This is a genomic window from Agrobacterium sp. K11, from assembly GCF_059429395.1.
On record NZ_JCAHRB010000008.1, the window covers coordinates 127,013 to 140,499 of the forward strand.

The 13,487-nt window shown below is 59.2% G+C and carries 12 protein-coding genes; 11 read left to right on the forward strand and 1 reads right to left on the reverse strand.

Annotated features, from left to right (window positions below; genetic code table 11):
- Position 1: 1 nt before the first annotated feature.
- The 4 genes from AC5SEO_RS15485 to AC5SEO_RS15500 are packed head-to-tail and all read left to right on the forward strand — an operon-like array spanning position 2 to position 4,525.
- The gene (locus AC5SEO_RS15485) at positions 2 to 1,474 is read left to right on the forward strand and encodes a mannitol dehydrogenase family protein (RefSeq protein WP_112391899.1); all 1,473 of its coding nucleotides are present in this window, start codon (positions 2 to 4) and stop codon (positions 1,472 to 1,474) included.
- 3 nt (positions 1,475 to 1,477) lie between these two features.
- Positions 1,478 to 2,671, forward strand: a complete 1,194-nt coding sequence (uxuA, locus tag AC5SEO_RS15490) for a mannonate dehydratase (protein WP_060642851.1) — start codon at positions 1,478 to 1,480, stop codon at positions 2,669 to 2,671.
- Positions 2,668 to 3,657 (forward strand): aldo/keto reductase, encoded by a 990-nt coding sequence (locus tag AC5SEO_RS15495; protein ID WP_060642852.1) that lies wholly within the window; start codon positions 2,668 to 2,670, stop codon positions 3,655 to 3,657. Before uxuA ends, AC5SEO_RS15495 begins: the two co-directional genes overlap by 4 nt.
- Positions 3,658 to 3,682: 25 nt before the next feature.
- Positions 3,683 to 4,525: an amidohydrolase family protein gene (locus AC5SEO_RS15500; protein WP_060642853.1), complete on the forward strand. Its 843-nt coding sequence runs from the start codon at positions 3,683 to 3,685 to the stop codon at positions 4,523 to 4,525.
- 84 nt (positions 4,526 to 4,609) lie between these two features.
- Here AC5SEO_RS15500 and AC5SEO_RS15505 read toward each other — a convergent pair whose 3' ends face one another.
- Positions 4,610 to 5,836 carry an MFS transporter gene (locus AC5SEO_RS15505; protein ID WP_035200093.1) on the reverse strand — a complete coding sequence of 409 codons (1,227 nt, stop codon included), beginning with the start codon at positions 5,834 to 5,836 and terminating at the stop codon, positions 4,610 to 4,612.
- Between the two features lie 121 nt (positions 5,837 to 5,957).
- On the opposite strand from AC5SEO_RS15505, the gene AC5SEO_RS15510 reads away from it, so the two are divergent.
- From AC5SEO_RS15510 to AC5SEO_RS15540, 7 genes are all read left to right on the forward strand, one after another.
- The gene (locus AC5SEO_RS15510; protein WP_003518207.1) at positions 5,958 to 6,548 is read left to right on the forward strand and encodes a TetR/AcrR family transcriptional regulator; all 591 of its coding nucleotides are present in this window, start codon (positions 5,958 to 5,960) and stop codon (positions 6,546 to 6,548) included.
- Between the two features lie 295 nt (positions 6,549 to 6,843).
- Entirely contained in the window at positions 6,844 to 7,881 is a 1,038-nt protein-coding gene (locus tag AC5SEO_RS15515) for an NAD(P)-dependent alcohol dehydrogenase (protein WP_111800129.1), read from the forward strand.
- A gap of 378 nt (positions 7,882 to 8,259) precedes the next feature.
- A complete protein-coding gene (locus tag AC5SEO_RS15520; RefSeq protein ID WP_003518205.1) occupies positions 8,260 to 9,144 on the forward strand; it encodes an AraC family transcriptional regulator in 885 nt (294 codons plus the stop codon).
- A 96-nt stretch (positions 9,145 to 9,240) separates the two neighbouring features.
- Complete coding sequence (locus AC5SEO_RS15525; RefSeq protein ID WP_013762239.1) at positions 9,241 to 10,152, forward strand: ABC transporter substrate-binding protein; 912 nt, start codon at positions 9,241 to 9,243, stop codon at positions 10,150 to 10,152.
- A gap of 71 nt (positions 10,153 to 10,223) precedes the next feature.
- Entirely contained in the window at positions 10,224 to 11,726 is a 1,503-nt protein-coding gene (locus AC5SEO_RS15530) for a sugar ABC transporter ATP-binding protein (protein WP_112153125.1), read from the forward strand.
- Complete coding sequence (locus tag AC5SEO_RS15535; RefSeq protein ID WP_003518202.1) at positions 11,716 to 12,693, forward strand: ABC transporter permease; 978 nt, start codon at positions 11,716 to 11,718, stop codon at positions 12,691 to 12,693. The genes AC5SEO_RS15530 and AC5SEO_RS15535 overlap by 11 nt, the downstream gene beginning before the upstream one ends.
- Before the next feature lie 38 nt (positions 12,694 to 12,731).
- Positions 12,732 to 13,463 (forward strand): SDR family oxidoreductase, encoded by a 732-nt coding sequence (locus tag AC5SEO_RS15540; protein WP_013762241.1) that lies wholly within the window; start codon positions 12,732 to 12,734, stop codon positions 13,461 to 13,463.
- Positions 13,464 to 13,487: the final 24 nt, after the last annotated feature.

Here is a 13,487-nt window from a genome sequence, read left to right on the forward strand (position 1 = left end):
CATGACAGAACGCCTCTCGTCCCTTGCGTTGCCGCATCTGCCAAACGACGTCCTTTTGCCCGCCTATGATCGCAAAGCGGTGACACCGGGCATCGTGCATCTTGGCGTTGGCGCTTTTCACCGCGCCCATCAGGCCGTCTTCATCGATGATTGCCTGGCGCGTGGCGAAACCGGCTGGGGCATTGTCGCTGCCTCGCTGCGCAGCCCCGATACTCGCGATGCCATCGCGCCGCAGGACAATCTCTATACATTCTGCCTGCGTGACGGTGAAAACGAAACGCTGCGGATTGTCGGTTCAATCCTCGAGACCATCGTCGCTCCTGAAGATCCGGAGCGGCTGCTGCAAGCCATGACTGATCCGCGGGTCAGAATCGTCACTTTGACGGTCACGGAAAAGGGTTACCTCGCCGATTTGTCGGCGGGCATGCTTCTTCGTGACCATCCCGATGTCGTTCATGATCTGGCGCATCCGCAAAAGCCGCGCTCCGCGCTCGGTTTTCTGCTGGAAGCGACAAGACGCCGGCGGGCCGCCTGGGCTGTGCCGCTGACTTTGCTCTCCTGCGACAATCTTCCGTCCAACGGTCGCATCCTGCACCGTCTTCTGGTGGAGATGGCTGGTCTCACCGATAATGATCTCGCTGCCTTCATCGCGGAAAATCTCTCCTGCCCCTGCGTCATGGTGGACCGCATCGTGCCCGCCACCACCGCAGCCGACCGCGAGCGCGTGACGGCGCGTCTCGGCTGCGAGGATTCCTGGCCGGTAATTGCGGAACCCTACTTTCGCTGGGTAATCGAGGATCGCTTTCCGCACGGTCGCCCCGGCATCGAGCTGTCAGGTGCCGAAATCGTTGATGAGGTCGAGCCATATGAGCATATGAAGCTCAGGATGCTGAACGGCGCTCACACCGCTATGGCCGCAATCGGCCAATGCAGCGGGCTTGAGACGATCGCCGATATCTATGCCGATGCGCGTGTACGCGGTTACGTCGACCGTTACTGGCGGGAGGTTGGTTCGACATTGAGCCCGGCCGTCAGCGGACCGGACTATGTTGCCGGTCTGCGCCAGCGTTTCGCCAACCCCGCCCTTCGTCATCGCGCCGCCCAGATCGCCTCTGACGCTTCACAGAAAGTGCCGCAACGCATTCTCGCGCCGCTTGCGGAGCTACGTGCCGCAGGCGCGCCGAATACGGCCGCTCTTTTTGCTGTTGCCATGTGGATACGGTCCTGCGCAGCGCTGAACGAGCGGGGAGAGGCAATTGTCATGGCCGATCCGGCATTTTCCGAATGGAGTGCACCCACCGGCAACGGCGAAGAGCAGGACGCGGTCATCGAGCGGTTTTTAACATTCCGTCGCGTCTTCGGGCCTGAATGGCAGGCGGATGAGGCATTCGTAACGGCGCTTCGGGCGGCCTATCGCGACATCGTCCAATACGGCGCGCTCGGCGCCATCGAACGGCATTTTTCGGAGGAGTAGAATATGAAGGAAACCTGGCGCTGGTTCGGTGAATCGGACCCCATCACCTTGCAGCATGTGCGGCAGACCGGCGCCAGCGGCGTTGTAACGGCGCTGCACCAGATCCCCGACGGCACGGCGTGGCCGGCCGAAGAGATCGCCAAACGCAAGGCGATGATCGAGGCGGCCGGCCTGGAATGGAGTGTCTGCGAATCCATTCCGATGGAACAGTCCATCAAGCGCGGCGACGCCGATGCGCCGAAGGCGATTGCGCGCTGGAAAGATACACTCTCCCGTCTCGGTCACGCGGGCGTTCCCGTCGTCTGCTACAATTTCATGCCGGTGGTGGACTGGACACGCACGAACCTGCGCTGGCAGGCACGCAATACCGGATTGGCGCTGCGCTTCGAAATGGCGGATTTCGTCGCCTATGACGTCTTCATCCTGAAGCGTGTTCGTGCTGCTGAAAATTACGATCCTGCGCTCGTGGCGCGAGCCGAAAAGCGTTTTGCGCAAATGAGCGAAGATGACCAGTCGCTTCTCGAGCGTAACATCATCGCCGGCCTGCCGGGCGGCGCCCTGGTGCAGACGCGCGAATCCATCGCCGCTCTGATTGCTTCGTTCGATGGCATCGACAGCGCGACCATGCAGGGCAATCTTCTGGCCTTTCTGAGAGAGGTCGTGCCGGTGGCGGAAGAGGTGGGCGTGCATCTCGGCATCCACCCTGATGATCCACCGTTCTCCCTGTTCGGCCTGCCGCGCGTTGTCTCGACACCTGCAGATATTCGCGCCATCCTCTCGGCCGTTGAAAGCCCGAACAATGGCATCACCCTTTGTACCGGCTCATACGGCGCCCGTAGCGACAATGATCTTGTGGCGATGGCACGGGAGTTCGCGTCTCGCATCAATTTCGCCCATCTTCGGAACGTGACCGTTGAAGCGGATGGTTCCTTCTTTGAGGACGATCATCTGGATGGCGGAACGGACATGATTGGAGTCATCGAGGCATTGTTGCGCGAGGAGCGGGCCGCCGCCAAGGCTGGCCACCGCACCAATATTCCAATGCGGCCTGACCACGGCCATCTGCTGGGTGATGACATCACCAAAAAGACCAATCCCGGATATTCCTACATTGGCCGCATGAAGGGGCTCGGCGAACTCCGCGGCGTCATCCGCACCATTGAGCGCCAGCTTCGCCGCGAGGAGGGTACCGCATGAAAACCCGCAAACTTGGTCGCACGGCGCTGTCGCTGAGCGAACTTTCCTTCGGCGCGGCCGGTATCGGTAATCTCTATCGCAGCGTAAGCCGCGAAGATGCGATGGAGACGCTGCAAGCCGCCTGGGACGCCGGCATCCGCTATTTCGATACCGCACCCTATTACGGGCAGGGCCTTTCCGAACGCCGCCTCGGGGATTTTCTTCAGGGGAAACCACGCGACGAATTCGTGCTGTCCACCAAGGTCGGGCGGATCCTGAAACCGGCTGAAGCGGGCGTGACACCGGATTACGGTTTTGTCGATGCACTGCCTTTCGTGGTGGAATACGACTACAGCTATGATGGCATCATGCGCTCGTATGAGCAAAGCCTCGCCCGGCTTGGTCTCGGTTCAGTGGATATTCTCTATGTCCACGATCTGGAGGAGACCACGCTTGGGGAAGAGGCCTATCGCCATCATTTCAGGATATTCACCGAAAGCGGCATCGAGGCCCTGCACGAGTTGAAGGCGACAGGCCGGATCGGCGCGTTTGGTCTTGGCGTGAATGAGGTTCCGGCTTGTCTGAACCTCATGGAGATAGACGAGATCGACTGCATTCTTCTGGCGGGTCGTTACACGCTGCTCGACCGGTCGGCTGCAGCAAAGCTGCTGGGGCGTTGTGCGGAAACCGGCACCTCGCTCGTCATCGGCGGTGTCTTCAACTCTGGCATTCTTGCGACGGGCGCAAGGCCGGGTGCGACTTTCAACTATAGTGAAGCAGCAGCAGATGTCATGGAGCGGGTGCGCGCCATGGAGGTCCACGCTGCCGGGCACGGGGTTGCACTTGCGGCCGCTGCCCTGCATTTTCCGCTACAAAATGCCGATGTCGCAAGTGTCCTGATCGGCACCGCAAAACCGGACAGCCTTTTGCGCAACCTGTCTATTTTCGAAACGGCCGTGCCGGACGCCGCCTGGGCGGGTTTCGACGCGCTCGCCCTCGAAAATTGACCGCAACGACAGGGAGGAGGATGCCATGGATCTGATCGATACTCACCAGCATCTGATCTTGCGAGGCAAGCTCGGTTATGCCTGGACACGAGGGGAGCCCAGCCTTGCGGGAAGCTTCACCCAGGCTGATTACGCAGCGCTTGTCGAGGGATGTGGCGTAGTGGGTACGATCTTCATGGAAAGCGGGGTGGATGACGGCGACTATCAGGCTGAGGCTCGCCTCATCGCCAGCATGATCGGCGAGGGTGGCTTGCCGATGTTCGGCCAGATCGCCAGTTGCCGACCGGAAACGGATAATGGTTTCGAAGCCTGGCTGGAGGAGTGCCGCCACCTCAACGTGGTCGGTTTCCGGCGCATTCTCCACGTTATGCCCGACGACCTCAGCCGCGAGGAAAATTACCGACGAAACGTGCGCACGATTGGAAAGGCCGGATGGCCGGTCGATCTGTGTTTTCATTCCCGCCAGCTTGCCATTGCCGCCGAACTTGTCGGGGCCTGCCCCGATGTGCGCTTCATGCTCGACCATTGCGGCACGCCGGACATTGCCGGAAACGATTTTCGGGAGTGGAGCGGGCGTATGGCCGACTTGGCGACGCTGCCCAATCTCTTCGTCAAACTCTCCGGCATCACCGCCTATTGTGCACCGGGATGCGCGACGCTGGAAAGCGTGACACCCTATGTGGAAACCGTGATCAACCTGTTCGGACCTGAGAGAATGGTCTGGGGCGGCGACTGGCCGGTGGTCGATCTCGGCTCGGGTCTACCGGAATGGATCGGTATGACGAGTGAGCTTCTTTCAACGCTCTCGCCCGACGAGCAGGCATCGATCGGCCACCGCAATGCCAGACTGTTTTATTTGGCGACATAGCGTGCAGCTTTTCATGCCGATTGTGCATTGCGTCGGCCGGATATGCCAAGAAGCGCGCCGGCGCGCGCTTCATACGCCTGTGCTTTACTCGGCTGGCTGCGCTGCGGTTGTCGTCGCAGAGCGGTTGGTCTCTCCAGAAAGGCTGCGCTGACCGAGGCTGATAATGGTGACTGTCGACAGGGTGGCGGCAATCGATACCCAGAAGCCGTTGCTCGGGCCGAAATTATCGATCACCCAGCCGGAAATAAAGGCGCCGAGCGCCATGCCGATACCGATGCCGGTCATCACCCAGGTCACGCCTTCCGTCAGCATCGATTCCGGCACACGGCGCTCGATCAGGCCAAATGCAGTGATGAAGATGGGAGAGATTGCAACGCCGCTGAGGAATACGGCGAAGGCAAGCAGGGAAACTGTCGTGCTTGCAAAGAGGAGCGGCAGCGCGGTGAGCGCAAGGACGCTGACGGCGATCAGCAATTGCCGTTGCAGCGGCATTTTGGGGTTGATCGCGCCCAGAAGCAGGCCGACGACAAACGAACCGATGGCATAAACGCCGATGACGAGGCTGGCAGCTTCCGGTTGACCGAGTTCTTTGGTGATGGCAACAGCACTTACCTCGGCTGTGGCGAAAGTCGAGCCTACGAAGATCAGGGCGACCGTGATGATCTGGACCGAACGCAGCCGGATAGCCGAATGTTGCCTGCTGCCACTTTCAACCGCGCGTACCTTGGGTTCGGTCGATCGTTGCAGCAGAAAGGCAAAGGTACCGAGTGCCAGCGAGGCGGTGCTGATCATCATACCTGCTTCCGGAAAGAGTGAGACCGCGAGACCGACGGAGAGCGAGGCGCCGGCAATGTAGACAAGTTCGTCGGCGGCGGATTCAAATGCAAAAGCAGTGTTCAGCTCAGGCCGGTCACGGAAGATTTCCGTCCAGCGGGCGCGCATCATCGCGGGAATACTCGGCATGGCCGCGGCGAGGAAGGCCGAAAGAAAGAGCGTCCAGGCAGGCCATCTCTGGTTGGTCGCGATAATCAGGATAGCAAAGGCGATGACCGATATGATGGTGGCCGGGACAAGGACGCTGCTCTGGCCCTTGCGGTCCACCAATCGGGAAATCTGCGGCGCAACGGCGGCATTGGTCAGCGCGAAGGTTGCCGAGACCGCACCGGCAAGCCAATATTCACCATGGGTCTGGGAAAGCATGGCGACGATGCCGATCGGTGCCATCGCAATCGGAAGACGGGCAAAGAAGCCTGCGGCGGAAAAGCCTTTGGCGCCCGGAGCCCGGAAAATTTCTCTATATGGATTAGACATCGGGATGCACCTTGTTTAGGGAGTACCCACCACAAACATACGTGGCGTATGCAAATGAAATAATTGCATACGTCGCGTATGTCAACTAGTATACGCGACGTATGTAGAATTCGGAGAAAAAATGCGCAAACCTCGCAGTGAAATGATTGCCGAGACGCGGGCGAAGCTTCTGGTCGCTGGCCGCAAGGCATTTGGCAGCATCGGCTATGCCGAAGCTTCGATGGACGACTTCACTGCCGAAGCAGGGCTGACCCGCGGCGCGCTCTATCACCATTTTGGCGACAAGAAAGGCCTGCTGCTGGCGGTTGTGGGTGAGATCGACGCCGAGATGACGAAAAGGCTCTGTGACATCTCGTCTAGGGCCGCGACGCGTTGGGAGGGTTTTGTCGAGGAAAATGTCGGTTACATTCTCATGGCTCTGGAGCCGGAAATCCAGCGGATCATGTTCCGTGATGGACCGGCCGTTCTCGGCGACCCTTCACGTTGGCCAAATGCCAATGGTTGTATCTCGGCCGTTGCGCGAAGTCTCGATGCGCTGAAGCAAGAAGGGACGATCGTCGACATTGATCCGGAGGCCTGTGCGCGTTTCATCAATGCGGCGAGCAGCAGTGCAGCCCAGTGGATCGCGAATTCCGACGACCCCGAAACGACCTCGAAACGCGCCGTCGACAGTTTCCGCACCTTTCTGGAAGGGCTGAGGATCACACGCTGATCCGCTTGTCGCCGGTTCTGCGTATACATCAGGGTCAATCTCGTTCCGGCTGAGTGGGTAACCTTGAGCCGGCGATATTCCCCGAAGCGCGCTGAGCGAATCGTGCTGTCTCTCTCCCCCGTAGACTCGTTAACGCGCCAGGGATGATAAGAAATTGCGGGCTCATCGATACAGTTTTTCCTCCTTGAAGAAAAACCGGCCGATCCGGCTGATTTCTGTTTACTTTTGTCGAAATTGCATCGCATCACGCTGTTTGAATTCGCTGTAAGGCCTTTCGCAAACTACGGAGGATGAGATGAAAGCACTGGTGCTGGAAGAAAAAGGAAAGCTCTCGCTCAGGGAGTTCGACATTCCCGGCAAGCTCGGACCCAAGGATGTGCGCATCCGTACCCATACCGTCGGGATTTGCGGCTCGGACGTCCATTATTATACCCATGGCAAAATCGGCCATTTCGTTGTGCATGCGCCGATGGTGCTGGGCCATGAAGCTTCCGGCACGGTAATCGAGACCGGTGCCGAGGTTGCGCATCTGAAGCCGGGTGATCGCGTCTGCATGGAGCCGGGCATTCCCGATCCGACCTCGCGCGCCTCCAAACTTGGCATTTACAATGTTGATCCGGCGGTCAGCTTCTGGGCAACGCCACCCGTTCACGGTTGCCTGACACCGGAAGTCATTCATCCCGCCGCCTTTACATACAAGTTGCCCGACAACGTTTCCTTTGCCGAAGGCGCCATGGTGGAACCCTTCGCCATCGGGATGCAGGCAGCGCTCAGGGCGCGTATTCAGCCCGGCGATGTTGCCATCGTGACGGGCGCCGGTCCGATCGGCATGATGGTTGCGCTGGCGGCGCTAGCCGGCGGTTGCGCAAAGGTTATCGTTGCCGATCTTGCCCAGCCGAAGCTGGATATCATCGCAGCTTATGACGGCATCGAGACCGTCAACATCCGCGAACGTGACCTGGCGCAGGCCGTGGCTGATGCGACGGATGGCTGGGGTTGCGATGTCGTTTTCGAATGCTCTGGCGCTGCACCCGCCGTGCTCGGTATGGCGAAACTCGCACGTCCCGGCGGTGCCATCGTCCTCGTCGGTATGCCGGTCGATCCGGTGCCGGTCGATATCGTCGGCTTGCAGGCAAAAGAGCTGCGGGTAGAGACGGTTTTCCGCTACGCCAATGTGTATGACCGTGCGGTCGCTCTCATCGCGTCCGGCAAGGTCGATCTGAAGCCGCTGATCTCCGCGACCATTCCCTTCGAAGACAGCATTGCCGGTTTTGACCGTGCGGTGGAGGCAAGGGAAACGGACGTGAAGCTGCAAATTCTGATGCCGCAATAATCCCTTCCGGCAAGCCGCCTGCCGATGCAGGGGCGTCAAAAACCCTTCGGAAAAGTATAAGCTCGACCTGCCGGTGATCGGCGGGTCGAGCTTTAAAAAATCATCACATCGATCTTTAAGATGCGCATTTTCTGGGCGTATGGCGTGCAACTGCGCGAAAAAATGGGCGCAACCGCTGGCTTAGTTGTCGGCGGATGCACGGCACTCTTCAATTTCTGACAAAAAACAGTCAAAAAAGTATCGGTAATTTCCCCGGTATGATGTGGAAGTAAATGTGCCGCAGGCCATATGCTCCCCATCAACGCCTGGGACGAGCCATAAAGAGGAATGGCTTTGCTCCGCGAATACGGCGGACGTGACCGATGGGAGGAAACATCGATGCAGCCCGATCTGGAACTGGTACATATCCGCAAGGGCGAATCCTTCGCCGCCTGGCGGCATGGCTATCCGTTCCGCACCGTGCGCTGGCATTACCATCCCGAATATGAAATTCATCTGGTCGTGGCGACGTCAGGCACGTTCTACATCGGCGATTTCGTCGGTCGCTTCGGCCCGGGCCAGCTAATCATGACTGGCCCAAATCTCCCCCAAAACTGGATCAGCGAGATCGAGCCGGACGAGATCGTTCCCACGCGCTCTCTCGTCATCCAGTTTCCGGAGGCTTTTATCGAGGATGCCTGCGCTTCCATGTCCGAGATGGAGGTAGTTCGCGCCCTTCTGGACCGCAGCCGCCGCGGCATTCTGTTCGACGATGAGACCAGCGATCGCGTTCGCCCGCTGATACTGCGTTTGATCGAGGCGCAGGGGTTGAAGCGTCTTGCGATTTTTTGGGAAATTCTCGATCTGCTGGTCAATGCGCCGGCGCCCGAGGTGCTGGCGAGCCTGAGCTACGAGCTGGACCTGACGGGCATCGGCGATAGCGGCATCAACCGCGCCTTGTCGCATCTGCGCCAGCACCTGACCGAACAGGTCGAGGAAATCGATCTGGCCGACATGGTTGGCCAGAGCCAGAGTGCCTTTTCCCGTGCCTTCAAGCGACATACGGGAACGACTTTGGTGCGCTATCGCAATCAGCTGCGCATCGATCTGGCCTGCCAGATGCTTCTGGTGGATCAGGACGTGAAGGTGGCGGAAGTCTGCTACGACGTGGGCTTTTCAAACCTTTCGAATTTCAACAGGCATTTCCTGAAGCTGAAGGGAATGTCGCCATCGAGGTTTCGTACGGTATTCGCGGCCCAGAAGGCAGCGGTCATGGCGGATTAAACCAAGATACATCGCGGATTTTTCACCAATTCGGGCAGAGGACTGTCCGGAAACGGGCTCTTATTGCCCAGATTTTCCAAACGGGAGGAAGTTACTATGAGAATGAAATCCAAGTTCCTGATGGCATCGGCCGCACTTGCAATGATGGCCGCTCCGGCATTGGCACAGGACAAGCTGAAAATCGGCATGACGTTCCAGGAACTGAACAACCCCTATTTCGTGTCCATGCAGGAAGCGCTGAAGGAAGCCGCGGCAAGCATCGGCGCTGATGTTGTCGTCACCGACGCCGGCCACGATGTGGCAAAGCAGATTTCCGACGTGGAAGACATGCTGCAGCAGAAGATCGACATCCTGCTTCTGAACCCGACCGACAGCGCCGGCATCGAAGCCGCCGTGCACGCTGCCAAAGCTGCCGGCGTGATTGTCGTTGCTGTCGACGCCAACGCAAACGGCCCGGTCGACACCTTCGTCGGCTCGAAGAACCGTGACGCAGGCTACAAGTCTTGCAAGCATCTCGGTGATGCGCTCGGCGGCAAGGGTGAAGTCGCAATCCTCGACGGTATCCCGGTCGTGCCGATCCTGCAGCGCGTCGAAGGCTGCAAGGCAGCGCTTGCAGAATTTGCCGATATCAAGCTTGTCGACACGCAGAATGGTCGTCAGGACCGCTCCGTTGCGCTCGGCGTCGTTGAAAACATGATCCAGTCCCGTCCGAACCTCGCCGGTATCTTCTCGGTGAATGATGGCGGCGCAATGGGTGCACTCGCTGCGATCCAGGGCTCCGGCAAGGACATCAAGCTGACCTCGGTTGATGGTGCTCCCGAAGCGGTGAAGGCAATTGCCGACGGCGGCCCTTTCATCGAAACGACCGCGCAGTTCCCGCGTGACCAGGTGCGCGTTGGCCTTGCCATGGCGCTTGCCCAGAAGTGGGGCGCCCGCGTCGTTCCGAAGGAAGTACCGATCGACGTCATGGTCGTTGACAGCAAGAACGCCGGCGACTTCAGCTGGTAAGAATTCCTCCCCAGGTCCCGTCCCCGCCTCGTGTGGGGGCGGGACATGTCCCGACCATCGAGGAGGGTAAAATGCTGGAACTGAATGGAATAAGAAAAAGCTTCGGCAAGATCGAGGTCCTGCGCGGCGTTGACCTGCAGGCGCGCGCCGGCGAGGTGCATGCGCTTCTGGGAGAGAACGGCGCTGGCAAGTCGACATTGATGAAAATCCTGTGCGGCATTTTGCAGCCCTCGGAGGGCACGATCCGCATTGACGGAAAGGACCGCCGCTTCGCCAATTACGATGAGGCGATTGCCGCCGGTATCGGCATCGTGTTTCAGGAATTCAGCCTGATCCCCTATCTCGATGCGGTCGAAAACATGTTTCTGGCACGCGAAATCCGCGGACCGCTGCGCCTGCTGAACAAGCGCGCGATGCGTAAACGTGCCGCCGAAATCATGAGCCGTCTGGCCGTGGACGTTCCGCTCGATGTGCCGGTGCACCGCCTTTCCGTTGCCCAGCAGCAATTCGTGGAAATTGCCAAGGCGCTTTCACTCGATGCCCGTATTCTCGTTCTCGATGAGCCGACTGCGACGCTTACCCCGTCCGAGACCGAGCATCTCTTCAAGGTCATGCGCGAGCTGCGGCGTCAGGGTGTCGCTATCATCTTCATTTCCCATCATCTCGAGGAAATATTCGAGATCTGCGACCGCATCACCGTCCTGCGTGATGGCGAACTCATCGGCTCCTGCCTCACCTCTGACGTCGATAATGACCGTCTGGTGGAGATGATGGTCGGCCGGCGCATCGAGGCCAATTTTCCGCCCAAACCGAAGATCGATACAGCTGCGCGCAACGTGATTGAGGTCGAAGAGCTTCAACTGAAAAAAGGCGGGCCGGTCTCGCGCTTTACCCTGCGGCAGGGTGAGATACTCGGTTTTGCCGGGCTTGTCGGTTCCGGGCGCACGGAAACGGTGCTGGCCATGCTTGGCGCTCATTCCGCTTCGCGCCGCAAGATCAAGGTCGATGGCGTCGAGACCCGCTTTTCCGGCCCGGATGAGGCACTGATGCGCGGCATTGGCCTGCTGCCGGAAAGCCGCAAGGAAGAGGGTCTGATCACCAGTTTCTCCATCCTGCAGAACATCTCCCTCAACAACTATCGCAAGTACCAGAAGGCTCACTGGTTTATCGACCTGAAAAAAGAGCTGGAGCACACGAAAAAGGCGATGGCGCAGGTTCAGGTCAAGGCACAGGGACCCTATGCCCGCGTGGACACGCTGTCCGGTGGAAACCAGCAGAAGATCGTTATCGCCCGCTGGCTGAACCATGACATGCGCGTCCTGATCTTCGACGAACCGACGCGCGGCATCGATGTCGGCGCGAAGGCGGAAATCTATACGCTGATGCGCGAATTCGCAGCCAAGGGCTATTCTATCATCATGATCTCTTCGGAGTTGCCGGAAGTGATCGGCATGTCGGACCGCGTCTGCGTGTTCCGCTCCGGGGGCATCGTCGCCACCGTCGAGGGCGCAGACATCAATTCAGAAACAATAATGACAAACGCCACCACCGGGAGGGTTGAACATGTCGCTTGATGCAAATACCGGCATTGCCGAAAAGACGAGCGGTTTCGGCCTTGGCAGCATGCTGCGCTCGCCACTCGCCCTGCCTCTGGCGGGCCTGATTGTCGTATCGATCCTGATGGGTCTTGCGAGCGACAATTTCTTCAGCGTGAACAACATCATGAACGTGCTGCGACAGGTTTCAGTCGTGGGCATTCTGGCCGTGGGCATGACATTCGTCATCCTCACGGGCGGCATCGACCTGTCGGTCGGCGCGGTCATGGCGCTGGTCGGCACGTTGTCTGCCGGCCTGATGGTGAATACCGGCCTGCCTGCGTCGCTCGCCTTGCCGGCCGGGCTGTTCATCGGACTTGGCATCGGTATCTTCAACGGAGCACTTGTCGCCTGGGGCAAGATGCCGGCCATCATCGTCACGCTTGCGACCATGGGAATGGCGCGCGGTCTCGGCCTCATCTACTCCGGCGGTTATCCCGTCAGCGGCATTCCGAGCTGGATCTCCTGGTTTGGCGTCGGCCGCGTTGGCGTCGTGCCGGTGCCTGTTATCATCATGGTGGTGATTTACGCCGTGGCCTGGGTGCTTTTGCAGCGTACGGCTTTCGGTCGTCACGTCTATGCACTCGGCGGCAACGAGTTGGCCGCGCGCCTCTCCGGCGTCAAGACCCGGCGCGTCAAGCTTGCCGTCTATGGTATCTCAGGCGTGACGGCAGCGCTTGCAGCTCTCATTCTGACCGGCCGGCTTATGAGCGGACAGCCCAATGCGGGTGTCGGTTTCGAGCTGGATGCCATTGCGGCCGTGGTTCTCGGCGGCACGGCGATTGCCGGCGGACGCGGGCTCATTCTTGGTACCCTTATCGGCGCGGTGCTGCTCGGCATCCTGAATAACGGCCTCAATCTCATGGGTATCAACCCTTATCTGCAGGATGTCATCAAGGGCGGCATCATTCTGCTCGCCATTTATATCGGGCGCGACTGGCGTTGAGCCCACACGTCATATCTTAAAAGAAGCAGGAGAATTAAATGTCTGAATTGCTGCAAGGCAAGATCGCGGTCATCACCGGCGCCGCGTCCGGTATTGGCCTCGCCACCACCGAGGCGCTACTGGAAAACGGTGCAACCGTCGTCATGGTCGACTGGAACGAGAAAGCCCTGAATGAACTTGTCGGTAAACTCGGCAAGCGCGCCATCGCGCAAGTCACGAACCTTCTGGATGCAGACAGCTGCAATGCCATGATCCCGGAAATCCTTGAGAAGGTCGATCACATCGATATTCTCTACTGCAACGCAGGCACTTATATCGGTGGCGATCTCACCGAAACCACGCCGGAAGCCATCGACAAGATGTTGAACCTCAACGTCAATGCCGTGATGAAGAATGTGCAGGCCGTCGTGCCGCACATGTCGGAGCGCAAGACCGGCGACATCATCGTCACTTGCTCGATCGCCGGACATTTCCCGACCTATTGGGAGCCGGTCTATTCGGGTTCGAAATGGGCGATCACCAGCTTCGTGCAGGGCATGCGTCGCCAGATGATCCCGCATGGTGTGCGCGTCGCGCAGGTCTCTCCTGGCCCGGTCGTCTCGGCCCTTCTGGCAGACTGGCCGGAAGAAAATCTTCGCAAGGCCAAGGAATCGGGTAGCCTCATCGACGCGAGTGAAGTGGCCGATGCGGTTGTTTACATGCTGACCCGCAAGCGCACCGTCACCATCCGCGACATGCTGGTGCTGCCCACCAACTTCGACCGCGTTTAAACTACACTCCCAAGGAGTATCGCA

Excerpts from the sequence above, each read along its gene's own strand:
- AC5SEO_RS15485 (WP_112391899.1), top strand. The coding sequence starts at position 2 with ATGACAGAACGCCTCTCGTCCCTTGCGTTGCCGCATCTGCCAAACGAC.
- uxuA (WP_060642851.1), top strand. The coding sequence starts at position 1,478 with ATGAAGGAAACCTGGCGCTGGTTCGGTGAATCGGACCCCATCACCTTG.
- AC5SEO_RS15495 (WP_060642852.1), top strand. The coding sequence starts at position 2,668 with ATGAAAACCCGCAAACTTGGTCGCACGGCGCTGTCGCTGAGCGAACTT.
- AC5SEO_RS15500 (WP_060642853.1), top strand. The coding sequence starts at position 3,683 with ATGGATCTGATCGATACTCACCAGCATCTGATCTTGCGAGGCAAGCTC.
- AC5SEO_RS15505 (WP_035200093.1), bottom strand. The coding sequence starts at position 5,836 with ATGTCTAATCCATATAGAGAAATTTTCCGGGCTCCGGGCGCCAAAGGC.
- AC5SEO_RS15510 (WP_003518207.1), top strand. The coding sequence starts at position 5,958 with ATGCGCAAACCTCGCAGTGAAATGATTGCCGAGACGCGGGCGAAGCTT.
- AC5SEO_RS15515 (WP_111800129.1), top strand. The coding sequence starts at position 6,844 with ATGAAAGCACTGGTGCTGGAAGAAAAAGGAAAGCTCTCGCTCAGGGAG.
- AC5SEO_RS15520 (WP_003518205.1), top strand. The coding sequence starts at position 8,260 with ATGCAGCCCGATCTGGAACTGGTACATATCCGCAAGGGCGAATCCTTC.
- AC5SEO_RS15525 (WP_013762239.1), top strand. The coding sequence starts at position 9,241 with ATGAGAATGAAATCCAAGTTCCTGATGGCATCGGCCGCACTTGCAATG.
- AC5SEO_RS15530 (WP_112153125.1), top strand. The coding sequence starts at position 10,224 with ATGCTGGAACTGAATGGAATAAGAAAAAGCTTCGGCAAGATCGAGGTC.
- AC5SEO_RS15535 (WP_003518202.1), top strand. The coding sequence starts at position 11,716 with ATGTCGCTTGATGCAAATACCGGCATTGCCGAAAAGACGAGCGGTTTC.
- AC5SEO_RS15540 (WP_013762241.1), top strand. The coding sequence starts at position 12,732 with ATGTCTGAATTGCTGCAAGGCAAGATCGCGGTCATCACCGGCGCCGCG.